The sequence below is a fragment of the Streptomyces maremycinicus genome, assembly GCF_001184025.1.
GTDB classification, from domain to species: domain Bacteria; phylum Actinomycetota; class Actinomycetes; order Streptomycetales; family Streptomycetaceae; genus Streptomyces; species Streptomyces maremycinicus.
In genome coordinates this window covers 351020-376733 of record NZ_BBYG01000009.1, presented here as the reverse complement: position 1 = coordinate 376733, position 25714 = coordinate 351020, and the positions used below count along the sequence as shown (strand labels likewise).

At 71.3% G+C, this 25714-nt stretch carries 24 protein-coding genes; 14 read left to right on the top strand and 10 right to left on the bottom strand.

Annotation, left to right across the window (positions count from 1 at the left end; all coding sequences use genetic code 11):
• The first annotated feature begins 3 nt into the window (after positions 1-3).
• Both meaB and AOQ37_RS06195 read left to right on the top strand, forming a co-directional pair.
• Positions 4-960: a methylmalonyl Co-A mutase-associated GTPase MeaB gene (gene meaB, locus AOQ37_RS06200; protein ID WP_062642003.1), complete on the top strand. Its 957-nt coding sequence runs from the start codon at positions 4-6 to the stop codon at positions 958-960.
• 239 nt (positions 961-1199) lie between these two features.
• The gene (locus AOQ37_RS06195; RefSeq protein WP_062642001.1) at positions 1200-2426 is read left to right on the top strand and encodes an MFS transporter; all 1227 of its coding nucleotides are present in this window, start codon (positions 1200-1202) and stop codon (positions 2424-2426) included.
• A gap of 310 nt (positions 2427-2736) precedes the next feature.
• On the opposite strand, the gene AOQ37_RS06190 is transcribed toward AOQ37_RS06195, so the two are convergent.
• The 4 genes from AOQ37_RS06190 to AOQ37_RS06175 all read right to left on the bottom strand — a co-directional run bounded on the left by AOQ37_RS06190 (position 2737) and on the right by AOQ37_RS06175 (position 5399).
• Positions 2737-3213 carry a MarR family winged helix-turn-helix transcriptional regulator gene (locus AOQ37_RS06190; RefSeq protein WP_062641999.1) on the bottom strand — a complete coding sequence of 159 codons (477 nt, stop codon included), beginning with the start codon at positions 3211-3213 and terminating at the stop codon, positions 2737-2739.
• Between the two features lie 92 nt (positions 3214-3305).
• The gene (locus AOQ37_RS06185) at positions 3306-4070 is read right to left on the bottom strand and encodes an AIM24 family protein (RefSeq protein ID WP_374701480.1); all 765 of its coding nucleotides are present in this window, start codon (positions 4068-4070) and stop codon (positions 3306-3308) included.
• Between the two features lie 44 nt (positions 4071-4114).
• Positions 4115-4765, bottom strand: coding sequence for an AIM24 family protein (locus AOQ37_RS06180; protein WP_062641995.1), 651 nt, complete (start codon positions 4763-4765; stop codon positions 4115-4117).
• Between the two features lies 1 nt (position 4766).
• Entirely contained in the window at positions 4767-5399 is a 633-nt protein-coding gene (locus tag AOQ37_RS06175; RefSeq protein WP_062642487.1) for an AIM24 family protein, read from the bottom strand.
• Positions 5400-5567: 168 nt separating this feature from the next.
• On the opposite strand from AOQ37_RS06175, the gene AOQ37_RS06170 reads away from it, so the two are divergent.
• The 3 genes from AOQ37_RS06170 (at position 5568) to AOQ37_RS06160 (ending at position 7343) form a co-directional block, all read left to right on the top strand.
• The gene (locus AOQ37_RS06170) at positions 5568-5912 is read left to right on the top strand and encodes a DUF3817 domain-containing protein (protein WP_062641993.1); all 345 of its coding nucleotides are present in this window, start codon (positions 5568-5570) and stop codon (positions 5910-5912) included.
• Positions 5909-6211 carry an MTH1187 family thiamine-binding protein gene (locus AOQ37_RS06165; protein ID WP_062641992.1) on the top strand — a complete coding sequence of 101 codons (303 nt, stop codon included), beginning with the start codon at positions 5909-5911 and terminating at the stop codon, positions 6209-6211. The genes AOQ37_RS06170 and AOQ37_RS06165 overlap by 4 nt, the downstream gene beginning before the upstream one ends.
• 157 nt (positions 6212-6368) lie before the next feature.
• Complete coding sequence (locus AOQ37_RS06160; RefSeq protein ID WP_062641990.1) at positions 6369-7343, top strand: matrixin family metalloprotease; 975 nt, start codon at positions 6369-6371, stop codon at positions 7341-7343.
• Here the strand turns inward: AOQ37_RS06160 and AOQ37_RS06155 are convergent.
• Positions 7337-8323: an ArsR/SmtB family transcription factor gene (locus AOQ37_RS06155; RefSeq protein ID WP_062641983.1), complete on the bottom strand. Its 987-nt coding sequence runs from the start codon at positions 8321-8323 to the stop codon at positions 7337-7339. The two genes, AOQ37_RS06160 and AOQ37_RS06155, sit on opposite strands and share 7 nt — an antisense overlap.
• Positions 8324-8397: 74 nt before the next feature.
• Between AOQ37_RS06155 and AOQ37_RS06150 the strand changes: the two genes are divergently transcribed.
• From AOQ37_RS06150 to icmA, 4 genes are all read left to right on the top strand, one after another.
• A complete protein-coding gene (locus AOQ37_RS06150) occupies positions 8398-9882 on the top strand; it encodes an MFS transporter (RefSeq protein ID WP_267888001.1) in 1485 nt (494 codons plus the stop codon).
• An 11-nt stretch (positions 9883-9893) separates the two neighbouring features.
• Positions 9894-10403 (top strand): MarR family winged helix-turn-helix transcriptional regulator, encoded by a 510-nt coding sequence (locus AOQ37_RS06145; RefSeq protein WP_062641981.1) that lies wholly within the window; start codon positions 9894-9896, stop codon positions 10401-10403.
• Positions 10404-10484: 81 nt separating this feature from the next.
• Entirely contained in the window at positions 10485-10823 is a 339-nt protein-coding gene (locus AOQ37_RS06140) for a DUF3817 domain-containing protein (protein ID WP_062641979.1), read from the top strand.
• A 211-nt stretch (positions 10824-11034) separates the two neighbouring features.
• Positions 11035-12735: a coenzyme B12-dependent isobutyryl-CoA mutase large subunit gene (icmA, locus tag AOQ37_RS06135; RefSeq protein ID WP_062641977.1), complete on the top strand. Its 1701-nt coding sequence runs from the start codon at positions 11035-11037 to the stop codon at positions 12733-12735.
• A 616-nt stretch (positions 12736-13351) separates the two neighbouring features.
• Here the strand turns inward: icmA and AOQ37_RS06130 are convergent.
• Positions 13352-14047 (bottom strand): TetR/AcrR family transcriptional regulator, encoded by a 696-nt coding sequence (locus tag AOQ37_RS06130; RefSeq protein WP_062641975.1) that lies wholly within the window; start codon positions 14045-14047, stop codon positions 13352-13354.
• A gap of 240 nt (positions 14048-14287) precedes the next feature.
• Here AOQ37_RS06130 and AOQ37_RS06125 point away from each other — a divergent pair, with 240 nt between their 5' ends.
• The 4 genes from AOQ37_RS06125 to AOQ37_RS06110 all read left to right on the top strand — a co-directional run bounded on the left by AOQ37_RS06125 (position 14288) and on the right by AOQ37_RS06110 (position 18657).
• Positions 14288-15262, top strand: coding sequence for a tetratricopeptide repeat protein (locus AOQ37_RS06125; RefSeq protein ID WP_062641973.1), 975 nt, complete (start codon positions 14288-14290; stop codon positions 15260-15262).
• Positions 15263-15907: 645 nt separating this feature from the next.
• On the top strand, positions 15908-16540 hold the full coding sequence (locus tag AOQ37_RS06120; protein WP_062641971.1) for a DUF6230 family protein: 633 nt from the start codon (positions 15908-15910) through the stop codon (positions 16538-16540).
• 118 nt (positions 16541-16658) lie between these two features.
• A complete protein-coding gene (locus AOQ37_RS06115; RefSeq protein WP_062641969.1) occupies positions 16659-17297 on the top strand; it encodes a DUF6114 domain-containing protein in 639 nt (212 codons plus the stop codon).
• Positions 17287-18657 (top strand): hypothetical protein, encoded by a 1371-nt coding sequence (locus AOQ37_RS06110; RefSeq protein WP_062641967.1) that lies wholly within the window; start codon positions 17287-17289, stop codon positions 18655-18657. Before AOQ37_RS06115 ends, AOQ37_RS06110 begins: the two co-directional genes overlap by 11 nt.
• Positions 18658-18777: 120 nt before the next feature.
• Here AOQ37_RS06110 and pyk read toward each other — a convergent pair whose 3' ends face one another.
• The 3 genes from pyk to pta form a co-directional block, all read right to left on the bottom strand.
• Complete coding sequence (gene pyk, locus AOQ37_RS06105; RefSeq protein ID WP_062641966.1) at positions 18778-20208, bottom strand: pyruvate kinase; 1431 nt, start codon at positions 20206-20208, stop codon at positions 18778-18780.
• Positions 20209-20297: 89 nt separating this feature from the next.
• Complete coding sequence (locus AOQ37_RS06100) at positions 20298-21509, bottom strand: acetate kinase (RefSeq protein WP_062641964.1); 1212 nt, start codon at positions 21507-21509, stop codon at positions 20298-20300.
• Positions 21506-23596: a phosphate acetyltransferase gene (gene pta / locus AOQ37_RS06095; RefSeq protein WP_062641962.1), complete on the bottom strand. Its 2091-nt coding sequence runs from the start codon at positions 23594-23596 to the stop codon at positions 21506-21508. The genes AOQ37_RS06100 and pta overlap by 4 nt, the downstream gene beginning before the upstream one ends.
• Positions 23597-23785: 189 nt before the next feature.
• On the opposite strand from pta, the gene AOQ37_RS06090 reads away from it, so the two are divergent.
• The gene (locus tag AOQ37_RS06090; RefSeq protein WP_062641960.1) at positions 23786-24811 is read left to right on the top strand and encodes an ATP-dependent 6-phosphofructokinase; all 1026 of its coding nucleotides are present in this window, start codon (positions 23786-23788) and stop codon (positions 24809-24811) included.
• 97 nt (positions 24812-24908) lie between these two features.
• Here the strand turns inward: AOQ37_RS06090 and AOQ37_RS06085 are convergent, their stop codons facing one another.
• Positions 24909-25538: a hypothetical protein gene (locus AOQ37_RS06085; protein ID WP_062641958.1), complete on the bottom strand. Its 630-nt coding sequence runs from the start codon at positions 25536-25538 to the stop codon at positions 24909-24911.
• Positions 25539-25714 lie beyond the last annotated feature (176 nt).

The following is a 25714-nucleotide window of genomic DNA, read 5'->3' as shown; positions in this document are numbered from 1 at the left end:
GTGATGCAGGACGTCTCCTCGCTGGTCGCCCAGGCCAGGGAAGGCCGGCCACGGGCGGTGGCCCGGCTGATCTCCCTGGTGGAGGGGGCGTCCCCGCAGCTCAGGGAGGTCATGGAGGCGCTGGCCCCGCTCACGGGCAACGCCTATGTGGTGGGCCTGACGGGTTCACCGGGCGTCGGCAAGTCCACGTCGACGTCCGCGCTGGTCACCGCCTACCGCAAACAGGGCAGGCGGGTCGGGGTCCTGGCCGTCGACCCGTCCTCGCCGTTCTCCGGCGGGGCCCTGCTCGGCGACCGCGTCCGGATGTCGGAGCACGCCTCCGACCCCGGCGTCTACATCCGTTCGATGGCCACCCGCGGCCATCTGGGCGGCCTCGCCTGGTCGGCCCCGCAGGCGATCCGGGTGCTGGACGCGGCCGGCTGCGACGTGATCCTGGTCGAGACGGTCGGCGTGGGCCAGTCGGAGGTGGAGATCGCCTCGCAGGCGGACACCAGTGTCGTCCTGCTGGCCCCGGGCATGGGCGACGGCATCCAGGCCGCCAAGGCCGGGATCCTGGAGATCGGCGACGTCTACGTCGTCAACAAGGCCGACCGGGACGGCGCCGACGCCACCGCCCGCGAGCTGAACCACATGCTCGGCCTCGGCGAGGCACGGGGTCCCGGGGACTGGCGTCCGCCGATCGTGAAGACCGTCGCCGCCCGCGCCGAGGGCGTCGACGAGGTCGTCGAGGCGCTGGAGAAGCACCGCGCGTGGATGGAGGAGCACGGCGTCCTCACCGAGCGCCGCCGCTCCCGCGCGGCCCGCGAGGTCGAGACGATCGCCGTCACGGCTCTGCGCGAACGCATCGGCGACCTGCACGGCGACCGTCGGCTGAGCTCTCTCGCCGAGCGCATCGTCGCCGGCGAACTGGACCCCTACCGGGCCGCGGACGAACTGGTGGCGGGCCTGACACAGGGCTGACGGGGCGGGGGTCGCCGCGGGTTCGGGCGAGGGGTCCCGTCGGGCCCCCGGTCGGTCGCGCCGACGGGACGGCCGATCAAATCCCTCGTCGGGATCCGGGCCGCGCTGGTAGCGTCACGCCCGTGTTCCTCCTCTTGGCATAGGGCCCGCCCAGGCCCGTGATCGGAGAGCGGCGTCCGGCCGCCCCGCTCGCGGCGCTCAGGCGTCCCCTTTTCCTGCCATGAGTCGAGGAACTCCTCATGTCCGCTGCACCTGCCCCGCGGCCCTCGTATGCCGCCGTCCTGCGCGTTCCGCACGCCCGTCGTACCTTCGCCGCCGCCCTGACCGGACGGCTGTCGTACGGGATCGTCCCGCTCTCCCTGATGCTCGCCGTGACCCGCTCCTCGGGCTCGTACGCGGTGGCCGGCACCGTGATGGCGCTGTTCGGGGCCACCACCGTCTTCCTGTCGCCCACCAGGGCGGCCCTCATCGACCGGCACGGGCCGTGCCGGGCGCTCGTCCCGATGACCACCGCCTACCTCGCGGTGCTCGTCCTGCTGACCCTGGTCCTCGCGCGCCCGACCGGTGCCCCGGCTCCCGTGCTGGGCGCCCTCGCGGCCACCGCGGGCGCCTGTGTGCCGCCGCTGGGGCCGACCATGCGGGCGGTCTGGGGGAGGCTCACCCCGGACCGGGCCCTGTTGCAACGCGCTTACAGCGTCGACGGGGTCGCCGAGGAACTCCTCTTCGTCACCGGGCCGTTGCTGGTCGGCGTGCTCGTCGGCTTCGCGCCGCCGGCCGCGGGGATCGTCGTCGGGGCGGCCCTGATGGCCGTGGGGACGGCCGGGTTCCTGTCGTCGCCTGCGGTGCGGGCCGTCGGGCCGGGGAAGGCCACCGCGCGACGGGGACGCGGCGGACTGCGGGGGCTCGGGCGGCCGGTGGTCGCCATCGCGGGTGTGGGGCTGGCCCTGGGCGTGGTCGACCTGCTGGTCGTGGCGTTCGCCGAGCGCCACGGACACGGGACCGGCGGGGCGAGCGCCGCCTGGGTGCTGGCCGCGCTGTCGGCCGGCAGCGCCGTCGGCGGGCTGCTCAACGGGGCCGTCTCCTGGCGGATGCCGACCGGGGCGCGGCTGCCGCTGCTCACGGCGGGGCTCGGGCTGACGCTCTGCGGTGCGGGACTCGCGCCGGGGCTCGGCACGCTCGCCGTCGCCGTCGCGGCCGCCGGGTTCTTCGTGTCGCCGACGATCACCACGGCCTATCTCGTCGCCGACGAGATCGCCGCGCCGGAGGCCCGGGTGCGGGCCGGTGCGTGGGTCAACACGGCCGTCAACGCGGGCAGTACGGCCGGTACGGCGGTCGCCGGCGCGCTGGCCGGGCGGCTGCCGGTGGCGGTGTGCTTCGCGCTGACCGGAGCGGTGGTGCTGCTGACGGCGGCGGCCGTCGCCGGCCGGGCCCGCGGGCGCACGGGCGATCTCGTCCCCCTCGCCTGACGGCCGCAGCCAGGCCCGGAGCCGGATTCCAGCCCGGGGCCGGAGCCAAGCCCGGGACGGGGGCAGGCCCGGGGCCGGAGTCAGGGCCAGAGACGGGGACCGGCTCGGAGCCGGAGGCAGGCCAGGGCCAGGCCGGGGATCGGTCAGGGAGGGACGGGCCCGGGCCAGGGTGCGGAGACGTCGACAGGCGGAGCCCCTGTGCGGGCTCCGCCTGTCGAGCGCCTGGACCGGTCGCCCGGAACGTCGGGAACGATCCCCTGGCCCTACCGCCTGGACCGACCGGCTGGACCGACCGGCCGACGGGAGTCCCTCACGGGCGTCCGCGCTGCCCGCGCAGGTGTTCCGCGATGGGCTTCAGGGCCCGGGACAGTTCCGTCGTGGCGTCGGGGGAGAGGAGATCGATGAAGTGCCGCCGCACGGATTCCACATGGTGCGGGGCGACCTTCCGCATCGTCTCCATGCCGTGCTCGGTCAGGACCGCGTACAGTCCGCGGCGGTCCGACTCGCAGTTCTCACGGCGCACCAGGTCGGCGCTCTCCATACGGGTGATCTGGTGCGAGAGACGGCTCTTGGACTGGAGGGTGGCGGACGCGAGGTCGCTCATCCGCATCCGGACGCCCTCCGACTCGGAGAGATTCACCAGGATCTCGTAGTCGTTCATGGTCAGGCCGAACGGTTGGAGATCCTTTTCGAGCTGGTACGTCAACAGCCTGTTGACCTCCAGGTGGGTGCGCCAAGCGCACTGCTCCGCATCGGTCAGCCAGCGCGTGGCCGTTTCGGTCTCCATAAATGAAGTCTACCTAAAATGTTGAAAGGCGAACTAGTGAGGGCGGTGTGACGGTGCGCACGCGTTCGATGTCACACTCCGCAGACTACCGCTCACAGCCCGAAGCGACGCTGGAGGTCTCCCAGCTGTCCGGGAAGGCGCGGTGTGCCGGTTTGCGCTCCGTGGCCTCCTTGCCCACCAGGTCCGGCGCCCCCGCCGGGCACTCCCGGCTCATGCGGAACCGCCCCCGTCGCCTGCTCCGCCATGAGCAGTTCGGTCGACTGGAGCAGCACCGTCCCGGCCCCCACGAACTCGAACTGGTGCTCCTCCCCGGAAGCCCCTCCGAGCCCGGTCAGGGCACGTAGACCGCCCATCAGGCCGGTCATGTACCCGTGGTCGTAGTGATGGCACGGGGAGGGGCAGTCCGCCCAGCCGACCAGCGCCTGCGGGTCGACCCGGAGAGGGGGTTCCATGAACACCACCGGACCGTTAGATGCCGCGACGAACTTGCCGGTTCCGATCAGCGTGAGAAATCCCGGCACGATCGACTGCTTGAGCGACAGAGTTGGCTGAAAAGCGAGCAGATTGCCCGAGCGAATGGTCAGGTTGCCGTCGTCGAGGTCGTACGAATTCACATCGAAGGCCCGGTCGGCGAGGAGCATCTTGCCCGAACCCTCGGCCACGACCCAGTCGCTCGCGTGCAGTGGCGAATGGAACGAAGTGCGCACCAGGCGGTCCAGACGGCCGTGTCCGATGCCGTTGAAGTCGATCGACCCGTAGTAGGCGATCATCTTCCCCTTCTGGAGGAACCACTGGCTCCCCTTGAGCTCCACACAGAAGGTGTAGCTGTTCACGTTGTCGTCGACCGGCAAGGTCATCGGGTCGTGCACCGTCGGGCCGCCGCCCGGAGCCCCGTACCTGCTCACAGCTTCTCCTCCGACGCCTGGACGAACACCGCACCGTTGCCGCTCAGCTCCAGCTGGAACGCCTCGCCGGAGCCCCTGCCCACCATGTCCCGCCAGCCCAGCGCCGTCGACAGCTTGTTGCGGACGTCGCCGTGGTGGGCGACATAGGCCTGGGGGTCGACATGGACCGGGCGCTGCGGGGTGATCGGCACCTCGAAGACCCCGCCGTGGGCCATCACGGCGACGGCGCCGTGTCCCTTCAGGGTGGTGGTGAACAGTCCCTGCCCGCTGACCTGGCCGCGGACCATGCCCATGACCCCGCCCTGGGAGCCCAGGAACATCGTGCCCTGCTGGAGGGTGCCCTCGAAGGCGAGCAGGCGGTCCGCCTCGACGTACAGCGTGTCGCCGGTGAGCCGGATGACCTGGACGTGGTGGCCGCCGTGCCCGAAGAGGACCGTGCCGTTGCCCTCGACGGTCATCAGGGGGGTGTCCTCGTTGGCGAGCCGGCGCCCGATCATGGACATCACTCCGCCCTGGCCGCCCTGGACGTTGGGCGTGAAGGCCACCTCGCCGCGGTAGGCGAGCATGGCGCCGCGCTGGCTGAACAGCCGCTGGCCGGGGACGACGGTCGCCTCGACCATCTTCGAATTGATCTCGCGGAAGGTCATCTCACACATCCCCCGCGATCGTGTTGCGCTCGCTCGGCTGGACGTACACCAGGCCGTCCCCCTCGAACCGGATCTGGAAGGCCTCGCCGCCGCCCTCGCCCATGAACGTGCGGAAGGTCACACCCGACTGGAACGTCTGCCGGACGTCGCCCTGGTGCGCGACATAGGCGCCGGGGTCGACCGTCAGCGGGTACTGCGGGCTCACGCGCAGCACCACGGCCGGTCCGTCCGAGGTGATGGCCGCCTGGCCGGTGCCCTCGACGGTCGTCGTGAACAGTCCGTTGCCCTGGGTCGCGCCGCGCAGTCCGGTGAAGCTGGTCCCGGTCCTGAGGCCGGCGTCGGTCGCGAGCAGATTGCTCGACTCGACGTACAGCTTGTCCCCGTGGAGCTGGACGAGATTGATCTCGGAGGCGCGATCGGCCAGCCAGCAGGTGCCCTGCCCCCTCACCTCCATCATGGTCATCTGCTCGCCGGTGAGCCTGCGGGTGACCATCCCGCGGATGCCCTCACCGCCGCCGCTGAGCTTCTTGAACGCCATCTGCCCGTCGTACGCGACCATCGAGCCGTTCTTGGCCTTCACGGCGTCCCCGGTCACGTCGACGGCCAGCACCTTGCTGCCTTGAAGTCGAAACATCGCCACGCGGCGAAGGTATCGGCCGGACGGGTGTGCCGAACAGCACCCGGGGGTGGAGAACGACCCTGAACGCACCCCTAGGCGGACCGTTTGCCACAATGGGCGAACGCTTGTGCGTGCATTCACAAACCGCCTGTTCGTCGCCGTACCTCCCCCCGAAGGTGTCCCGTGGACCTGAAGACAGCCTCCGCCCTCCGCCGCCTGCGCCTGGTCTCCGCCCCCGAGGCCGTGTCCTTCCTGCTCCTGCTGGTCTGCTCGGTGCTGAAGCGGACCACGGACTTCAACGCGGTGCCCGTGATGGGCATGGTCCACGGCGTGCTGTTCGTCCTGTACGTGCTCTTCTGGGCGGACGCCTGGAACCGCGCGAAGTGGCCCCTGGGGACCGCGGCCCTCTACTTCGTCCTGTCGGTCCTGCCGACCGGCGGCTTCTTCGCCGAGCGCAAGCTGCGCCGTGAGGCCGAGGACGCGGTCATCGCCTCCCGCGCCCGTCAGGAATCGGTGGCGAAGGCATGATCGTCGCGTTCTCGGTCACGCCGCTGGGTGTCGGCGAGGACGTCGGCGACTACGTCGCGGACGCCGTCCGGGTCGTCCGCGCGTCCGGCCTCCCGAACCGTACCGACGCCATGTTCACCTCCATCGAGGGTGAATGGGACGAGGTCATGGACGTCGTCAAGCGCGCCGTGGCCGCCGTCGAGGAACGCGCCCCGCGCGTCTCCCTGGTCCTGAAGGCCGACATCCGCCCCGGCGTGACGGACGGACTGACCTCCAAGGTGGAGACGGTGGAACGGCATCTGGGGGAGCGCGCGCAGTAGCGCGCGGAACAGCGACGGAGCAGTGACGGAACACCCGTTTGAGCGGTAGCTCGAACGGGTGAGGTCGGATGGGGTTTTCGGCCGGTGCCGCCTGGCTAATGTCTCCCGAGGCCGATCAGGTTCCGCGCGGTGGCGTGGCGTCGAAGGGGAGTGTGCGGTGGCAGGGCGGCGCGGACCGGGACCGGTCGGCAGGGGGGTCACGGCGTTCCTGGTGGCGGCATCGCTGTCGGTGGTCTGCGTGGGGGAGGTGCCCCGGCCGCCCGCGTGCGCGCCGGCCCGCGGCGAGCTGACCGTCGAGGACCTGCCCGCCGGTTCGTCCGTGCTCGACTGCTTCGCCGTCGGTCGGGTGGTCACCCACGAGGGTGCCGGAGTGGCGGTGCCGGAACCCGGCACCACGGTCAGCGTCGACGCCCTCACGGCGGACGGCTCGGCGCACGGTTTCTCCCTGACGGTCGCCGCCGACGGAACGGTCTCCTACGCCTACGAGGAGGCCCACGCGGCGGCCGCCGCCAGGGCCCGCGCCGACGCGCCCGCCCCCTGCGCCGACGGCGCCTACTCCACCGCGGGCCGCAAGGAGTACGGCACGTACGAGTGGTTCATCGGCGACGGCCCCCTGCCGGGCCGGTTGTCCCGCGCGGAGGGCCGGCGGGCCTTCGAGGACGCCATCGCCACCATCACCACGAGCCGCAACGACTGCGGCTACGACGACACGGTGGCGGCGAAGGCCAGGTTCCTGTCGACGACCGGCAACGAGGCCGGCATCGACCGCGCGGCCCGCTGCGCCCGCCGGGACGGTCTGAGCGTGTGGGACGCGGGTGACATCGGCGGCGAGGCCGTCGCGACCACCTGCTCCTGGAGCCGGCCGGTGCCCGACGGCCCCGAGGAACTGCTCGAGGCCGACGTCCGCTTCAACACCCATGACTTCCCGTTCACGAACCGCCCGTCCGGCGGCTGCACGCACGCGTACGACATCCGCAGCGTCGCCACGCACGAGGCCGGGCACGTCTTCGGCCTCGGCCACTCCGGCGCCGGGCACGAGAACCTCACCATGTACGCGAACTCCTTCGCCTGCTCCACGGACGCCCGCACGCTCGGCAAGGGCGACGTCCTCGGCCTGCGCAGCCTCTACTGAGCGCCGCCCGACACCAGCGCCATCCCCAGCGGCGTCCGTTCGTACAGCACCTGGTGTCCGTAGCGCCGGGACACCAGCAGCCCCGCGTCGCGCAGCGCCGTCAGATGCGCGGAGACCGAGGACGGGGCGAGACCGAGCCGGTGGGCGAGGGCGGAGGTGGTCGCCGGATCGCCGAGCGCCCCGAGGACCCCGGCCCGGCCCCTGCCGAGCAGCCGGACCAGGGCCTCGGGGGAGTGCGCGGCGGTGTCGGTCCACAGACCGCCGATGCCCCGCGCCGGGTACACCAGCGTCGGCTGCCAGGGCGGGTCGAAGCCGCTCACGACGTCAGGCCAGGAGAACACGCTGGGCATCAGGACCAGTCCCTGGCCGCCGAGGTGCCGCTCGTGTTCTCCGTTCGAGTCCACCGTCAGGGTGCCGGCCCGCCAGCCGCACCGCCGGTTGATCTCCGGCAGCAGCCCGCCCAGCCCGACCTCGGCCAGCCGGCGCGAGTGGAAGGCGACGTCCGCCTCCAACAGGGCGCGCAGCCGGGGCCAGTCCGGTGCGAGGAGGGTGTGCCAGATCTCCTCCAGTACGCCGGTCAGCTCCCGGATCATCCGCTCCGGATCCGCCAGCCAGGCCCGCCCCCGGGGCGAGTCCAGCGCGCCGGGGGTGTCCGCCAGCGAGCGGGCGGTGTCCGTGCGGGCGGCCTCCGGGTCGGCGGCCCGGACCGCGGCAAGCTCCTCCTCGAAACCGGCCGCGGGCCCGACCGGCGGCGGGCACAGCCAGTCGGGGGAGTGGCCCCGGCGGGGCATCAGCAGCCACAGCCCGGTCAGGTCGAGCGTCTCGGCGGTCGTGCGGATCCGGCGCAGCCAGGGCGCGTGGTAGCCGTGCCGATCGGGCCGCTTGAGGGTGCGCGCGACCTCCTGCGTCTCCCACAGCGGCGACACGGCGAAGCGACAGCGCAGGAAGTCGTCCTCCCCGAAATGCAGGTGTGACGGCACCGACCTCACCTCTCGAACATTCGGCGGTGACCGAAACACTAGGGCCTGCGCCCTCCCGCGAGGACGCTGCCGTCATGCCAGAAGTCACGCCGCCGCCCGCCTCCGCGCCGCCCGCCACCACCACCGCTGCCTCCGCGACACCGCAGGCCCTGGCGACACCGCAGGCCCTCGCGGCACCGCGGACTCCCGCGACGCAGCAGGCTCTCCCGGCGCCCGCGTCACCGGAAGCCCCCGCGGGACCGAAGGCGCCCGCGTCACCGGAAGCCCCCGCGGGACCGAAGGCGCCCGCGTCACCGGAAGCCCCCGCGGGACCGCCGGCGCCCACGACCGGGGCCCCGGCCACCGGATATCTCCGTGTCTTCGCCGTCCGTGAGTTCCGGGCCGTCTTCGTCGCCCATCTGCTGTCCATGCTCGGCGTGATCGTCGCCGAGATCGCGCTGTCCGTCCTGGTCTACGACCTGACCGGCTCACCGCTGATGAGCGCCCTGGCCTTCGCCCTCGGCTTCCTGCCCTACGTCGTCGGCGGCACCCTGCTCGCCGGGGTCGCCGACCGCTTCCCGGCCCGGCGCGTGCTCGTGGTCTGCGACCTGGTGTGCGCGCTGTGCGTGGTGCCGATGACGGCGCCGGGCGCGCCCCTGGCCGTGCTGCTCGCCCTGCGCTGCTGTCTCGCCGTCGTCTCGCCGGTCTTCGCGGGCACCCGGATGGCCACCCTCGCGGACATCCTCGGTGAAGGGGATCTGTTCGTCCTCGGCCGCTCCCTGCTGCGCGTCACCGCGCAGAGCGCGCTGCTCGTCGGCTTCGGACTCGGCGGACTGCTGCTCACCGTCGTCTCTCCGCGGCAGGCGCTGGCGGTCACCGTCGGCACCTTCCTCGCCTCCGCCGCGCTGCTGCGCTTGGGGACCCACCGCCGCCCCGCCCGGGCCGGGACCGGCGGAGCCCTGGTCACGGACTCCCTCAAGGGCGCCCGGCAGATCCTCGCCGACCGGCGGGTGCGGGCGCTGCTGCTGCTCTTCTGGGTGCCGCCGACCTTCACGGTCGCCCCGGAGGCGCTGTCCGCGCCCTACGCCGACGGCCTCGGCGTCGGCTCCACCGGCCTGGGCCTGCTGATGTGCGCGCTGCCGGTCGGCGCGATCGCCGGCGAGCTGTACGCGGGCTCCCGGCTGCGCCCGGTCACCCGCGAGCGGGTCGCGCTGCCCCTCGTCTGTGTGACCCTGCTGCCCTACCTCGGCTACGCGTTCCACCCCGGCCTCGCCGTCTCGCTGCTCCTCCTGGTGGTCTCGGGCGCGGGGTCGGCGTACACCCTCGGCCTCGACCAGTGGATCGTCCGGGACGTGCCCGAGGAGCTGCGCGGCCGGGCCATGACGCTGCTCACCGCCGGGCTCATGACGTTCCAGGGTGTCGGCATGGCCCTCGCGGGTGTGGCCGCGGAACTGGTGGGGGTGGCGGCCGCGGTCGCGGGGGCCGGAGTGCTGGGGACGGTCTGCTGCGTACTGTCGGCCCTGGAGGTCCGGCGGACCGAGGGCCGAGACGGGGCTGACCACGATATGACCGGCCGGTAAGGTCTGGAGGCGTGCCGAAACCGCCCAGTCTCCCCTTCGACCCCATCGCCCGCGCCGACGAGCTCTGGAAGCAGCGCTGGGGGAACACGCCGTCCATGGCCGCGATCACCTCGATCATGCGCGCGCACCAGATCCTGCTCGCCGAGGTGGACGCCGTGGTCAAGCCGTACGGCCTGACGTTCGCGCGCTTCGAGGCGCTGGTGCTGCTCACCTTCTCCAAGGAGGGCGAGCTGACCATGTCGAAGATCGGCGAGCGGCTCCAGGTGCACCCCACCTCGGTGACGAACACCGTCGACCGCCTGGTGAGGTCGGGCCTGGTCGCCCGGCGTCCCAACCCCAACGACGGCCGCGGCACCCTCGCCGTCATCACCGACAAGGGGCGTGAGGTCGTCGAGGAGGCGACCCGCGACCTGATGGCGATGGACTTCGGCCTCGGGGTGTACGACGCGGAGGAGTGCGGGGAGATCTTCGCGATGCTCAGGCCGCTGCGGGTCGCCGCGCAGGACTTCGACGAGGAGTGACCCGGGGAGCCGGGACGCGCACCGATCCGGAGGAGTGACCCGGGGCAAGATCTCCCGGAACGGGTCGTTACGCTCGTCGGCATGAAGAAGAGCGTGCTGACCCGCTACCGCGTCCTGGCCTATGTCACCGGTGTGCTGCTGGTCCTGCTGTGCCTGGGCATGATCGCCAAGTACGGCCTGGACGTCGACGGAGCCGCGGACTTCACCCGCGTCGTCGCCATCGCGCACGGCTGGCTCTACGTCCTCTACCTGGTCTTCGCCTTCGACCTGGGGTCCAAGGCGAAGTGGCCGGTGGGCAAGCAGCTGTGGGTGCTGCTGGCCGGGACCGTTCCGACCGCCGCCTTCTTCGTGGAGCGCGGGATCAGCCGTGAGCTGGAGGGCCGGGTCGCCGACGGGGCGCCCGTGGCCGCCAAGGCCTAGCGCCGACGCCGCCTCCGGCACCCGTTCCGGTATCGATTCCGGGACCGGTTGCGGTACCCGTTGCGGAACCGATTCCGGTGACGATTTCGCCGTCGTACCCGCGCCGCACGCGCGCGTGTACGGCGGTTTCGGCGTTCGGACACGCACAGTTACTAGGATGTCCTACCAATAGCCATCGACATTTACTTGGACGTCCTAGTAAATTTGAGGCATGGACGCTGACGCCATCGAGGAGGGCCGCCGTCGCTGGCAGGCCCGGTACGACGCTTCGCGCAAGCGTGAGGCCGACTTCACCACGCTCTCCGGGGACCCCGTGGAGCCGGCGTACGGGCCCCGGCCCGGTGACACGTACGACGGCTTCGAGCGGATCGGCTGGCCCGGTGAGTACCCCTTCACCCGTGGCCTGTACCCGACCGGCTACCGGGGGCGGACGTGGACCATCCGGCAGTTCGCCGGTTTCGGCAACGCCGAGCAGACCAACGAGCGCTACAAGATGATCCTGGCCAACGGCGGCGGGGGTCTGTCCGTGGCCTTCGACATGCCCACGCTGATGGGGCGCGACTCGGACGACCGGCACTCGCTGGGCGAGGTCGGGCACTGCGGGGTGGCCATCGACTCGGCCGCCGACATGGAGGTCCTGTTCAAGGACATCCCGCTGGGTGACGTCACGACCTCCATGACGATCAGTGGGCCGGCCGTCCCCGTCTTCTGCATGTACCTCGTCGCCGCCGAACGGCAGGGCATCGACCCGGGCGTCCTCAACGGCACGCTCCAGACGGACATCTTCAAGGAGTACATCGCCCAGAAGGAGTGGCTCTTCCAGCCCGAGCCGCACCTGCGTCTCATCGGCGACCTGATGGAGTACTGCGCCGCGGGCATCCCCGCCTACAAGCCGCTGTCCGTCTCCGGCTACCACATCCGTGAGGCCGGCGCGACGGCCGCCCAGGAGCTGGCCTACACGCTGGCGGACGGCTTCGGGTACGTGGAACTGGGCCTCAGCCGCGGCCTCGACGTGGACGTGTTCGCGCCCGGGCTGTCCTTCTTCTTCGACGCGCACGTCGATTTCTTCGAGGAGATCGCCAAGTTCCGCGCGGCGCGCAGGATCTGGGCGCGGTGGATGCGGGACGTCTACGGGGCGAAGTCCGACAAGGCGCAGTGGCTGCGCTTCCACACCCAGACCGCCGGGGTCTCGCTGACCGCCCAGCAGCCGTACAACAACGTGGTGCGTACGGCCGTGGAGGCCCTCGCGGCGGTGCTCGGCGGGACCAACTCGCTGCACACGAACGCCCTGGACGAGACCCTCGCGCTGCCGAGCGAGCAGGCGGCGGAGATCGCGCTGCGCACCCAGCAGGTGCTGATGGAGGAGACCGGCGTCGCCAACGTCGCCGACCCGCTGGGCGGTTCCTGGTACGTCGAGCAGCTGACGGACCGGATCGAGGCCGACGCCGAGAAGATCTTCGAGCAGATCAGGGAGCGCGGGCTGCGCGCCCACCCCGACGGGCGGCACCCGATCGGGCCGATCACCTCCGGGATCCTGCGCGGGATCGAGGACGGCTGGTTCACCGGGGAGATCGCGGAGTCCGCGTTCCGGTACCAACAGGCCGTGGAGAAGGGCGAGAAGCGGGTCGTCGGCGTCAACGCGCACCACGGGTCGGTGACCGGGGACCTGGAGATCCTGCGGGTCAGTCACGAGGTGGAGCGGGAGCAGGTGCGCACGCTGGGCGCGCGCAAGGCCGCCCGGGACGAGACGGCGGTGCGCGACGCGCTCGCCGCCATGCTGGGCGCCGCCCGCGACGGCTCCAACATGATCGCGCCGATGCTGGACGCGGTGCGCGCCGAGGCGACGCTGGGCGAGATCTGCGACGTGCTGCGGGAGGAGTGGGGGGTGTACACCGAACCCGCGGGGTTCTAGCGGACGTCGGCGGGCGCGGGCGCGGGCGCGGGCGCGAGGTGGGGCGGGGGCGAACGTCGGCCCCCGGCCCTCGGGCGTCTGCGGGCCGCTGCCTTCGGGCGTCTGGCCCCTGCGCTCGGGCGTTTGCGTGCCCCCGCCCTCCCGCCTCTGCGGGCACCCGCCTTCGGGCGTCCGGCCCCTGCGCTCGGGTGTCTGCGTGCCCCCGCCCTCGCGCCTCTGCGTGCCCCCGCCTTCGGGTGTCTGCGTGCCCCTGCGCTCGGGCGTTTGCGTGCCCCCGCCCTCCCGCCTCTGCGGGCACCCGCCTTCGGGCGTCTGGCCCCTGCGCTCGGGTGTCTGCGTGCCCCCGCGCTCGGGTGTCTGCGGGCCCCTGCGCTCGGGTGTCTGCGGGCCCCTGCGCTCGGGCGTTTGCGTGCCCCCGCCCTCCCGCCTCTGCGGGCACCCGCCTTCGGGCGTCTGGCCCCTGTGCTCGGGTGTCTGCGTGCCCCCGCGCTCGGGTGTCTGCGGGCCACTGCGCTCGGGTGTCTGCGTGCCCCCGCGCTCGGGTGTCTGCGGGCCACTGTCTTCGGGCGTCTGGCCCCTGCGCTCCCCGCCCTCGGGTGTCTGCGGGCCCCTGTGCTCAGGTGTCTGCGGGCTCGCCTCCAGGCCCTGAGCGGGCCCCGCCTTCGGCGTCTGCGTCGGGGAGGTCGTCGGGTGGGCCGGTGGTCGCGGTCAGGCCCAGCAGCAGGACCCGGGTGAAGCTGCGCACCCACTCCTCGTCCGCCGGTTCCGCGCTGACCAGGGTGCGGTGCACCACCGCACCCGCCACGACGTCGAAGATGAGGTCGACCGTGCGGGCCGCCTCGGCCGGGTCGGCCTGCGGGGGGAGTTCACCGCGCGCCTGGGCGCGGGCGCGGCCCTCCAGGACCAGGTCCTTCTGTGGATCGACGATGGAGGCGCGGATGCGCTCGCGCAGCGCGTCGTCCCGGGTGGACTCGGCGACGGCCGCCATCAGGCCGCTCTTGGCCTCCGGACGGGCCAGGATCGCCGCGAACTGAAGGACCACACCCTCGATGTCGGCGGCCAGGCTGCCCCGGTCGGGGAGTTCGAGTTCGCCGAAGAGTTCCGCGACCGCGTCGACGACCAGTTCGTTCTTCCCGGCCCAGCGGCGGTAGAGCGTCGTCTTGGCGACCCCCGCGCGCGTCGCCACGTCCCCCAGCGTCAGCTTGGACCAGCCCAGCTCGACCAGCGCCTCCCTGGTCGCGGCCAGGATCGCGGTGTCCGCCGCGGCGCTGCGCGGACGGCCCGTGCGACAGGCGGGGGTGCGGATCTGCATTCACCGACCATAACCGGCGGTTTGTCAGGGGCTTCCGTGAGGGAGATCACCGAGGCGGGGTGTTGCGGAGGCACTCGGTGCCATTACGCTACGACTCGTAGCGAAAGCCCGCGCGGGACGTGCGCGGGCCGACCGGCCCGGCCGGGTGCGGGGTGGGGACCCCGGTGCTCATGTTCGGGATGTTCGGGACGTATTCGGAACGCTTTTCACGCAGGCGCGCGGACGGGGGAGGATAGACGCATGCAGCCACGGAACATGTCCATGAGCGGAGTCGTCGACCTCGCCGCGGTGAAGGCGGCCCAGGAGGCCAAGGCGAAGGCGGAGCAGACGCGCGCCGAAACGGCCCGGCAGGGCGGCGCGGGGGCCGTCTCCCCGGCCGATCTCGTCATCGACGTCGATGAGGCGGGCTTCGAGCGGGAGGTCCTCCAGCGGTCCGCCGAGGTGCCCGTCGTCATCGACTTCTGGGCCGAGTGGTGCCAGCCCTGCAAGCAGCTGAGCCCCGTCCTCGAGCGGCTCGCCGTCGAGTACAACGGCCGCTTCCTGCTCGCCAAGATCGACGTCGACGCCAACCAGATGCTGATGCAGCAGTTCGGGGTGCAGGGCATCCCGGCCGTCTTCGCGGTCGTCGCCGGACAGGCGCTGCCGCTCTTCCAGGGGGCCGCCGGCGAGGCGCAGATCCGGCAGACCCTCGACCAGTTGGTGCAGGTCGCCGAGCAGCGCTTCGGACTCACCGGCCTGACCGTCGACGCCGACGCCGAGCCGGCCTCCGCGGAGGCGGCCGAGACCGAGCCCGCCGGGCCCTACGACGCGCTGCTCGAAGCCGCCGTACGGGCGCTGGACGCGGGTGACTTCGGCGGCGCCGTGCAGGCGTACCGCAACGTCCTCGCCGACGACCCGGGCAACAGCGAGGCCAAGCTCGGGCTCGCCCAGGCCGAGTTGCTCCAGCGGGTGGGCGGCATGGACCCGCAGCAGGTGCGCAAGGACGCCGCCGACAAGCCCGAGGACGCGCAGGCGCAGATCGCCGCGGCCGACCTGGATCTGGTGGGCGGTCATGTCGAGGACGCCTTCGGGCGGCTCATCGACACCGTGCGGCGCACGGCCGGCGACGACCGGGACGCCGTACGGCTGCGGCTGCTCGAGTTGTTCGAGGTGGTCGGCCCCGAGGACCCCCGGGTGGGGGCGGCCCGGCGGGCGCTGGCGCGCGCCCTGTTCTGAGCGGGCGGGCGCCCGGTTCTGACCAGTCACTAAACGTCAGAGGCCGTGGTGCCGAAGTGAAACTTCAGCCGATGTGGTTCCGGTGCGGCCGCGCTTTACCAAATCTTGGTAATCGCGGCCGCTGTTACTGCAAGTAAGACTTGGGCGTTGTTCTGTCGGATTCTGTCCAGCGATCAACAGCTTTGTCCCGGCCGTTGATGACACCCTGTGTTGCCGGTCGAGACCTATGGGTCGTTGTTCGGTTATCCGGCCGTTACTAGCGAGTAACGAACCCCCTTGTGCGGGCGGCGAGAATGCACCACGATCGGCCACGCTCGGTCCAATCCCGTACCCCTACAGCCGGTTGGGTCAACGGGTTTTCCTGGGTCCCCACCGAGCAGAGCCGACGGCAGTGGCGTCGGCTCTCGGACAGGGGGGTCTTCGCTGCGGTGAAGCCTGTCCGGCAAGGTTGTGCGTGATGCGTGTCAGGCGCGACCAGTGGTTGTCGCTCGGGGGTGATCGCCGGTGATCGGTGCGCGGTTCGCGCCTCCGAGACGGGCGCTCCCCTTCCCGAGGACGTAGCACTTCTCCCATCCCTGCCCGGCTGAGCCGCCGTACGAGGGGGCTAGTCAGGGCCAGGAGATGTACGTCCGAGAAGGAGGAAATATGGAGTCCCAGGTGCGTGGCGGGACCAGATGGAAGCGCTTCGCTGTGGTCATGGTGCCCAGCGTCGCCGCTACGGCATGTATAGGTGTCGCCCTCGCGCAGGGTGCACTGGCCGCGTCGTTCAGCGTGTCCGGTCAGTCGTTCAAGGTGACGGCCGACAAGCTCGAAGGCACGGGCTTCTCGCAGTACGGCGCGATCGACTCGGGTTACACCCTCGACGGCAAGAAGACGGCTCACGCCGTCGCCGTCTCGGCGTTCAAGAGCGCCTCGATCACGAACATGTGCCAGTCCGTGGTCACCCCGAACATCCCGCTGCTCGGTTCCGTCAGCCTTCAGCTGAAGGCCGGCGGCGGCGGTACGCCGGTCGAGGCCGAGAACCTCTACATCGACGTCGAGGACCTGAGCGCGGACGCCGTGTTCAAGGGCATCGACATCGGTGTGGCCGCCAAGGACGCCTCCAAGGGTCCGGGCCTCAAGAGCGGTGACACGGCCAACCCGTACGGGTTCGCCCAGCAGGCGGACTCCGCCACGCTGACCGACGTGAAGCAGACGGCGTGGGCCACCACCGCCGGAACCTTCAAGCTCAGCGGCCTGAAGATGTCGCTGTCGACGGGTGTCAAGGAGTGCTACTAAGCACTCTGTGACGGGCGGGGGGGCCGGTGGCGCCCCCGCCCGTCCGGTCTGAAGCCCCTGGCTTCACCAGCAGTTCGACTCACCACCACAGAAACGCCGCACCAGGGAGCTGTTTTCCATGAGCGCCGAGACCCCTGTCGCCCCCGGTCAGTTCACCCGCCGGAGGCAGCAGTTCCGCGCCTGGCGGGGAACCAGGCCGTTCTGGGCGGGCCTGTTCGTCCTTATCGCCGGCTTCCCCATCGCGTACTTCCCTTACGCGCACCTCCAGGTGGGCCACCTGACGCTGGCGATGGCCACCACCGCGGGCGCGGGTTCGCTGATCATCGGCGTGCTGCTGGGCGTCCTGGGCATCAGTCTGTGGTTCCAGAAGCACGTACAGGTCTTCGCCGGAGTGGCGGCCATCCTGCTCGGCCTGGTGTCCATCCCGGTGTCGAACCTCGGCGGCTTCCTCATCGGCTTCCTGTTCGCGCTGGTCGGCGGTGCGATGGCCGTGTCGTGGGTACCGGGCACACCGCCCGCCCACGCTCCGGCCCCCGAAGCCGGCGCGGCCACCGGAGGCGCCCCCGAGGGCGCGTTCCCCGCACCTCCCGCCGATGCGGGCGACCTCACCGAGAACCCGTACAGCACGGGCCCGGCCCCCGTCGAGAAGCCGTCCTTCACGAAGGACGACCAGGGGGCGGGCGAGCCGCACGATCTGCACGATCTGTCAGGAACGAGCCCGGCCAACGGGGCGAACGGGAGGCACAGTGCCGGCTGACGAGGTTTCCACCGGGAGCGATGTGGACGCTGCCCGCGTGAGAACCACCGGGCCGCGGCACGCGGCACCGAAGAAGCCGCTCTTCACCAGGCTCCACATGCCGGCCGGCAAGGCGATAGCCCTGGCGGCCATGCCCACCGCGGTCCTCATGGGCATGGGGTTCACGCCGACCCTCGCCAACGCCGAGGACCAGCCGGCTTCCAAGAGCCTGACCATCGACGAGTACAAGGACTGCGTGGCGGCCCTGGAGGACGCGGACGCCTCCGCTTCGGCCTCCCCGTCGCCGTCCGCCTCGGCGAGCGCGAGCGAGTCGGCCGACGACTCCAAGGACGACTCGAAGGACGAGTCCGCGGACGACTCGAAGGACCCGTCGGGCAACGCGGGCGGCACGGGTGACTCCGGTTCGTCGGATTCAGGTTCCGACGACACGGCCGAGCCCGCTCCCTCGGCGTCCTCCGCGGCGGCCGAGCCCGAGAAGTCGTCGACGTCCGGTGACACCGCGACGGCGAGCCCCTCGGCCTCCGAGACGAGCAAGAACCTCCTGGAGACCGTCGGCGACGCCATCACGGATCTCTTCGACGGCAACGACACCGGCACGACGGCCGGTTCGAGCCCGTCTCCGTCGGCTTCGGCGTCGGCTTCGGCCGACGACCCGTCGTCGGACTCCGGCTCCGGCGCCTCGGACACCGCGGGGTCCTCCGGCTCGACCGGCAAGGACTCGTCCGGCACCTCCAAGGACACCACCGACGCCGTCACCGACACGGCGAAGGACACCGTCAAGGACACCGCCGACGAGGCCGAGGACACGGCGAAGGACACCGAGGAGGCCGCCGACGACGCCACGGCCTCGCCGAGCCCCTCGGAGAGCGCCGGCACGGACGCCGACGACTGTCCCGCCGCCACGGACGAAGAGGGCGGCATCGACAACAAGATCCGGCTGCCCGACGACCCCTGGTACCTGAACGCCAGTTCGCTGCTCCTCAAGGGCGCCGACTACCAGGGCATCGTCAAGGTGAAGACCGCCAACGGCACGGTCAAGGAGGTGCTGAAGTACGTCATCTCCGACGGCACCGACATCGGCGACCTGCACCAGACGGTGAACGACAAGCAGTCGGGCAAGACGTATCACGTACAGGCGGGCAAGGGCACCACGTCCACCATCCGTGACGGCGACACGATCATGTACACGGAGAGCATCTCCGGCAACCTGTTCGGCCTGATACCCATCACGTTCAGCCCGAAGAGCCCGCCGCCGCTGAACATCCCGCTGATCTACTTCACCGACGTGAAGGTCCAGCAGGCCGGCCAGCTCGGCGGCACGCTGACCGTCCCCGGTCTGCACCAGTACACGACCGGCTGAGCAGCACCGGCCGATCGTCCCGAGACCCGTCCGGGAGCCGCAGAAAACGCCGAGGGCGCCCCCTGTCGCACAGGGGGCGCCCTCGGCGCCGTCACAGGCCCCTCAGGGGGCCGGGGCCCCTCAGTCGCGGGAGCCGCCACCGAGGTGGTGGACGCGGAGCATGTTGGTGGTGCCTGCCACGCCGGGGGGCGAGCCGGCGGTGATGATGACGATCTCGCCCGGGCTGAAGCGGTTGATCTTGGCGATCTGCTGGTCGACCATGTCGACCATTTCGTCCGTGGTGTTCACGAACGGCACGATGTGCGACTCGACGCCCCAGCTGAGCGCCAGCTGGTTGCGGGTGCCCTCGTCGGTGGTGAAAGCGATGATCGGCTGGGCCGCGCGGTAGCGGGAGAGCCGGCGGGCGGTGTCGCCGGACTGGGTGAAGGCCACCAGGCCCCGGCCGCCCAGGAAGTCGGAGATCTCGCAGGCGGCGCGGGCGATCGAACCGCCCTGCGTGCGCGGCTTCTTGCCCGGCACCAGCGGCTGGAGACCCTTGCTGAGCAGCTCCTGCTCCGCCGCGGTGACGATCTTCGACATCGTCTTCACGGTCTCGATCGGGTACGCGCCCACGCTCGATTCGGCGGACAGCATGACCGCGTCCGCGCCGTCCAGGATCGCGTTGGCCACGTCGGAGGCCTCGGCGCGGGTCGGGCGGGAGTTGGTGATCATCGACTCCATCATCTGGGTCGCCACGATCACCGGCTTGGCGTTGCGGCGGCACAGCTCGATGAGGCGCTTCTGCACCATCGGGACCTTCTCGAGCGGGTACTCGACGGCCAGGTCGCCACGGGCCACCATGACGGCGTCGAACGCCGCGACGACGTCCTCCATGTTCTCCACCGCCTGCGGCTTCTCCACCTTGGCGATGACGGGGACCCGGCGGCCCTCCTCGTCCATCACCCGGTGGACGTCGGCCACGTCCTTGGCGTCCCGCACGAAGGACAGCGCGACCAGGTCGGCGCCCATGCGCAGCGCGAACCGCAGGTCGTCGATGTCCTTCTCGCTCAGCGCGGGCACGTTGACGGCCGCGCCGGGCAGGTTGATGCCCTTGTGGTCGGAGATGACACCGCCCTCGATGACGATCGTCTTCACCCGCGGGCCCTCGACGTCCAGGACCTTCAGCTCGACGTTGCCGTCGTTGATGAGGATCTGGTCGCCGCGCGAGACGTCGCTGGGCAGGCCCTTGTACGTCGTGCCGCAGATCGTCCTGTCGCCGGGGACGTCCTCGGCGGTGATGGTGAACTCGTCACCGCGCACCAGCTCGACCGGACCCTCGGCGAAGGTCTCGAGGCGGATCTTCGGGCCCTGGAGGTCGGCGAGCACACCGATGGCCCGGCCGGTCTCCTTGGCGGCGGCCCGGACCCGGTCGTAGCGGCCCTGGTGCTCGGCGTGGGAGCCGTGGCTGAAGTTGAAGCGGGCCACGTTCATGCCGGCTTCGATCAGCGACACGAGCATTTCGTGGGAGTCGACCGCGGGGCCGAGAGTACAGACGATTTTCGAACGGCGCATGGGGCGATCCTATCGGTTTGTTTCGCTACGGAATATTCCGTCTGGTGGAAGATACAAATGAGAGGGGTTGTGCTCAGTTGCTTTCCTGCTCAGTTTGTCTTTTTCACCAGTGCGTAGGTCTGTGTGGCGATCTCCAGTTCCTCGTCCGTCGGCACCACGGCGACCGCCACCCGCGCGCCGGCGGGCGAGATCAGCCGCGGTGCGTCACCGCGTACCGCGTTCAGTCCTTCGTCCACCGCCAGGCCCAGCGAGCCCAGCCCCGCCACGGCCGCCGCCCGCACCGGCGCCGCGTTCTCCCCGACCCCGGCGGTGAACGCGACCGCGTCCACCTGCCCGAGCACGGCGTAATAGGCGCCGATGTACTTCCTCAGCCGGTGAATGTAGATGTCGAAGGCGAGCCGCGCCCGCTCGTCGCCCTCGTCGATCCGGCGCCGGATCTCCCGCATGTCGTTGTCACCGCACAAGCCGACGAGCCCGCTCTTCTTGTTGAGAAGAGTGTCGATTTCGTCGATGGACATTTCACCAACACGCGCCAAATGGAAGATGACGGCCGGATCGATGTCCCCGGAGCGCGTACCCATCACGAGCCCCTCCAAGGGTGTGAGCCCCATCGAGGTGTCCACGCACCGGCCCTTCTCGACCGCCGAGGCCGACGCCCCGTTGCCGAGGTGCAGCACGATGACGTTCACCTCTTCGGGCGCCTTGCCCAGCAGCTTCGCCGTCGCCCGGGAGACGTACGCGTGCGAGGTCCCGTGAAACCCGTAGCGCCGCACCCGGTGCGCGTCGGCGGTCTCGACGTCGATCGCGTAGCGGGCCGCCGCCTCCGGCATCGTCGTGTGGAACGCGGTGTCGAACACGGCGACCTGGGGCAGGTCGGGACGCAGCGCCGTCGCGGTGCGGATGCCGGTGAGGTTGGCCGGGTTGTGCAGCGGGGCGACCGGGATCAGCCGCTCGATCTCGGCGAGGACGGCGTCGTCGATCACGGTCGGCGCGGTGAACCGCCGACCGCCGTGCACGACCCGGTGCCCGATGGCGGCCAGTTCGGGGGAGTCGAGGCCGAGCCCGTCCTTGCCGAGCTCCTCCGCCACGGCCTTCAGCGCGGCGTCGTGGTCGGCGATCGGCCCGGCCCACTCACGGCTCCCGCCGCCGGTCGCGAGGGGCGTGTGCGTCAGCCGGGAGGACCGCTCACCGATCCGCTCGACGAGCCCGCTCGCCAGCCGGCTGCTGTCCCGCATGTCGAGCAGCTGGTACTTCACCGACGAGGAACCGGAGTTGAGGACGAGGACACGGGTTGCGCTCACTGCTGGGACGCCTTCTCGCTCGGGGTCTGGGCCTGGATCGCCGTGATGGCGACGGTGTTGACGATGTCCTGGACCAGTGCGCCCCGGGACAGGTCGTTGACCGGCTTGCGCAGCCCCTGGAGCACCGGCCCCACCGCGATCGCGCCGGCCGAACGCTGCACCGCCTTGTAGGTGTTGTTGCCGGTGTTGAGGTCCGGGAAGATCAACACGCTCGCCTGTCCGGCGACTTCGGAGTCCGGCAGCTTGGTCGCGGCGACGGTCGGCTCCACGGCGGCGTCGTACTGGATGGGCCCCTCGATCCTCAGGTCGGGGCGCCGCTCGCGGACGAGCTTCGTCGCCTCGCGCACCTTGTCGACGTCGGCGCCCGAGCCGGACGTACCGGTGGAGTACGACAGCATCGCGATCCGCGGCTCCACGCCGAACTGGGCGGCGGTCGCGGCCGCCTGGATGGCGATGTCGGCCAGCTGCTCGGCGTTCGGGTCCGGGTTCACGGCGCAGTCGCCGTACACGAGGACCTTGTCGGCGAGGCACATGAAGAAGACGGACGAGACGATGTCCGCGTCCGGCTTGGTCTTGATGATCTCGAACGCGGGCCGGATCGTGGCCGCCGTGGAGTGCACCGACCCGGAGACCATGCCGTCGGCGAGGCCCTCCTGGACCATGAGCGTCCCGAAGTAGTTCACGTCCGAGACGACGTCGTAGGCCAGCTCCACCGTGACGCCCTTGTGGGCCCGCAGCCGGGCGTACTTCTCGGCGAAGGAGTCACGCAGCTCGGAGGTGGCCGGGTCGATCAGCGAGCAGTCGCCGAGGTCGATGCCGAGGTCGGCGGCCTTCTTCCGGATCTGGTCGACCGGCCCGAGGAGCGTGAGGTCGCAGACGCCCCGGCGCAGCAGCACCTCGGCCGCGTGCAGTACCCGCTCCTCGGTCCCCTCGGGCAGGACGACCCGGCGCTTGTCGACGCGCGCCTGCTCCAGGAGCTTGTGCTCGAACATCATCGGCGTGAGGCGGTCGGTGCTCGGCGCCGAGACGCGGCGGAGCAGATCGACCGTGTCCACGTGCCGCTCGAACAGCCCGAGGGCGGTCTCCGCCTTGCGCGGGGTGGCCGCGTTCAGCTTCCCCTCCAGGGAGAACAGCTGCTCGGCGGTGAGGAAGCTGTTGCCGGGCACCGAGACGACGGGTGTGCCGGGGGCGAGGCGGGCGGCGAGGGTGAGGATCTCGTCGCTCGGCACCTCGTCGAGGGTGAGCAGCAGACCGGCGATCGGCGGGGTGCCGGCGCTGTGCGCGGCGAGCGAGCCGATCACCAGGTCGGCGCGGTCCCCCGGGGTGACGACCAGGCAGCCCGGGGTCAGCGCGTTGAGGAAGTTGGGCAGCATCGCCCCGCCGAAGACGAAGTCGAGCGCGTCACGGGCCAGCCCGGAATCGTCGCCGAGCAGCACCCGCGCGCCCAGCGCGTGGCTGATCTGGGCGACGGTCGGCGCGGAGAGTGCGGGCTCGTCGGGCAGCACGTAGCACGGCGCCGGCAGCCGGGTCGCGAGCCGGGCGGCGATCTCCTCCCGGTCCTGGGGCGCCACCCGGTTGGTCACCATGGCGAGGACGTCGCAGCCGAGCACCTCGTACGCCCGGTAGGCGTTGCGGGTCTCCGCGAACACCGACTCCACCGTCTGCTTGCGCCCGCCGACGACCGGGATCACGGACGCGCCGAACTCGTTCGCGAGGCGCGCGTTGAGGGCGAGTTCGTCCGGGAACTGGGTGTCCGCGTAGTCCGTCCCCAGGACGAGGACGACCTCGTAGTCGCGGGCGACGCGGTGGAACCGCTCGACGAGGGTGGAGACCAGTTCGTCCGTCCCCTGTTCCGCCTGGAGGGCGGACGCCTCGTGGTAGTCCATCCCGTACACGGTGGCCGGATCCTGCGCCAGCCGGTAGCGCGCACGCAGCAGCTCGAACAGCCGGTCGGGCCCGTCGTGGACGAGGGGACGGAACACGCCCACCCGGTCGACCTGCCGGGTCAGGAGCTCCATGACCCCCAGCTCGACGACCTGGCGGCCGTCGCCGCGGTCGATTCCGGTCACGTACACGCTGCGGGTCACGCGGGCTCTCCGTCTCTCTACGGGGGCACGGGGCACGGGGCACAAAAATCGCCCACCTAGGTGAGCAGATCCCTCTTGACAATACCCCTGGCCGTAGTTAAGGCGCCCGTCAAGAGACAGCCCGCTCGGCGGCGTGAAACAATCGAATCTGGCTCACCGGTACCAACAGCGAGCAGGAGACACAGCACGATGCGCATCGGAGTTCTCACCGCAGGTGGCGACTGCCCCGGCCTGAACGCAGTGATCCGGTCGGTCGTGCACCGCGCCGTGGACAACTACGGCGACGAGGTGATCGGCTTCGAGGACGGCTACGCCGGTCTGCTGGACGGCCGTTACCGCAGCCTCGACCTCAACGCGGTGAGCGGCATCCTGGCCCGCGGCGGCACCATCCTCGGCTCCTCCCGCCTGGAGCGCGACCGGCTGCGCGAGGCCTGCGAGAGCGCCTCCGACATGATCCACGACTTCGGCATCGACGCGCTGATCCCGATCGGCGGCGAGGGCACGCTGACGGCGGCGCGGATGCTGTCCGACGCCGGTCTGCCGGTGGTGGGCGTCCCGAAGACGATCGACAACGACATCTCGTCGACGGACCGCACCTTCGGCTTCGACACGGCGGTGGGCGTCGCGACGGAGGCGATGGACCGCCTGAAGACGACGGCGGAGTCCCACCAGCGAGTGATGGTGGTCGAGGTCATGGGCCGTCACGCGGGCTGGATCGCGCTGGAGTCCGGCATGGCCGCGGGCGCCCACGGGATCTGCCTGCCGGAGCGGCCCTTCGACCCCGCCGACCTGGTGAAGATGGTCGAGGAGCGGTTCGCCCGCGGCAAGAAGTTCGCGGTGATCTGCGTCGCGGAAGGCGCGCACCCGGCCGACGGCACCATGGACTACAGCAAGGGCGCGATCGACCAGTTCGGCCACGAGCGTTTCCAGGGCATCGGCACGGCGCTGGCCTACGAGCTGGAGAAGCGGCTCGGCAAGGAGGCCCGACCGGTGATTCTCGGCCACGTCCAGCGTGGCGGTGTCCCGACGGCGTACGACCGTGTCCTCGCGACCCGCTTCGGCTGGCACGCGGTGGAGGCGGCGCACCGGGGCCAGTTCGGGCGGATGACGGCGCTGCGCGGGACCGACGTGGTGATGGTGCCGCTGGCGGAGGCCGTGACCGAGCTGAAGACGGTGCCGAAGGACCGGATCGTCGAGGCGGAGTCGGTCTTCTAGGCGGTCCTGCCGTCCGGACGGCTCGACTGTCCGGACGGTCCCGTCGTCCGGGCCTCTTGTCGTCCGGGCGGTCCCGTCGGCGGGACGGTCGTGGCGGCTAGGCGGTCCGGGTCTCCACGCCGGCCCAGAAGGTGTCGACGATCCGGTCGAGGAAGTCCCGGCCGGCGTCGCTCGCCTCCCTGGCCGCGCCGCCGTCGCCCCAGCTCAGCGTGGCGACCATCTGCCCCTGGTAGTCCTGGTGCAGCTCCTGGAGGGTCTCCTCCAGCAGACGCCGGTCCAGGGGCACGATCCTGCCGACCGGCCGCACGTACGCCTGCCAGCGGGTGCGGGCCGCGGTGCGGAGCAGGTCCGCCAGCCTGGCCTCGAGGCCGGTCACGGTGACCAGGTCGGGCAGCGAGAGGTCGAGCAGCTCGGCGAGGGCGGCGGACTGCCGGTCCGTGCCGCGCCACTGCCCGCTCTCCTCCATCCGCGTGTACGCCAGGAACTCGTGCCCCACGGCCCGGGCGACGTCCTCGGGGGCGAAGCCCTGGGCCACCCGGTGTTCGCGCAGGGTGCGCGGCCTGCCGATCAGCTCACCGGGGGAACACCACAACACGCCCGCCAGCGCGGTGAGTTCGGAGTGCGTGGGGGTGAGTGCCCCGCGTTCCCAGGCCATGACGAGATCGTGGGTGGCGTGCGGGAGGGCGTAGGAGGCGCGCAGCCCGTGGGCGACGTGCTCCGGGGTCATACCGAGGGCCGCGCGGAGCCGTCGGGCGGCGGGAGCGTTGAAGGGGGGACCTGGCTGACGGGTGTGGGCTGGAGGTCTGGGCACGGGGGACAACGTAGGGGTCGCGCAGGGCGGTGACTACAGGGTGTTTGGACATAGTCACCGGTTGTAGGAACCTACGGTCGTCACCGGCGTGG

Excerpts from the sequence above, each read along its gene's own strand:
- meaB (WP_062642003.1), top strand. The coding sequence starts at position 4 with ATGCAGGACGTCTCCTCGCTGGTCGCCCAGGCCAGGGAAGGCCGGCCA.
- AOQ37_RS06195 (WP_062642001.1), top strand. The coding sequence starts at position 1,200 with ATGTCCGCTGCACCTGCCCCGCGGCCCTCGTATGCCGCCGTCCTGCGC.
- AOQ37_RS06190 (WP_062641999.1), bottom strand. The coding sequence starts at position 3,213 with ATGGAGACCGAAACGGCCACGCGCTGGCTGACCGATGCGGAGCAGTGC.
- AOQ37_RS06185 (WP_374701480.1), bottom strand. The coding sequence starts at position 4,070 with ATGACCTTGCCGGTCGACGACAACGTGAACAGCTACACCTTCTGTGTG.
- AOQ37_RS06180 (WP_062641995.1), bottom strand. The coding sequence starts at position 4,765 with ATGACCTTCCGCGAGATCAATTCGAAGATGGTCGAGGCGACCGTCGTC.
- AOQ37_RS06175 (WP_062642487.1), bottom strand. The coding sequence starts at position 5,399 with ATGTTTCGACTTCAAGGCAGCAAGGTGCTGGCCGTCGACGTGACCGGG.
- AOQ37_RS06165 (WP_062641992.1), top strand. The coding sequence starts at position 5,909 with ATGATCGTCGCGTTCTCGGTCACGCCGCTGGGTGTCGGCGAGGACGTC.
- AOQ37_RS06150 (WP_267888001.1), top strand. The coding sequence starts at position 8,398 with ATGCCAGAAGTCACGCCGCCGCCCGCCTCCGCGCCGCCCGCCACCACC.
- AOQ37_RS06140 (WP_062641979.1), top strand. The coding sequence starts at position 10,485 with ATGAAGAAGAGCGTGCTGACCCGCTACCGCGTCCTGGCCTATGTCACC.
- icmA (WP_062641977.1), top strand. The coding sequence starts at position 11,035 with ATGGACGCTGACGCCATCGAGGAGGGCCGCCGTCGCTGGCAGGCCCGG.
- AOQ37_RS06130 (WP_062641975.1), bottom strand. The coding sequence starts at position 14,047 with ATGCAGATCCGCACCCCCGCCTGTCGCACGGGCCGTCCGCGCAGCGCC.
- AOQ37_RS06125 (WP_062641973.1), top strand. The coding sequence starts at position 14,288 with ATGCAGCCACGGAACATGTCCATGAGCGGAGTCGTCGACCTCGCCGCG.
- AOQ37_RS06120 (WP_062641971.1), top strand. The coding sequence starts at position 15,908 with ATGGAGTCCCAGGTGCGTGGCGGGACCAGATGGAAGCGCTTCGCTGTG.
- AOQ37_RS06115 (WP_062641969.1), top strand. The coding sequence starts at position 16,659 with ATGAGCGCCGAGACCCCTGTCGCCCCCGGTCAGTTCACCCGCCGGAGG.
- pyk (WP_062641966.1), bottom strand. The coding sequence starts at position 20,208 with ATGCGCCGTTCGAAAATCGTCTGTACTCTCGGCCCCGCGGTCGACTCC.
- AOQ37_RS06090 (WP_062641960.1), top strand. The coding sequence starts at position 23,786 with ATGCGCATCGGAGTTCTCACCGCAGGTGGCGACTGCCCCGGCCTGAAC.
- AOQ37_RS06085 (WP_062641958.1), bottom strand. The coding sequence starts at position 25,538 with ATGACCCCGGAGCACGTCGCCCACGGGCTGCGCGCCTCCTACGCCCTC.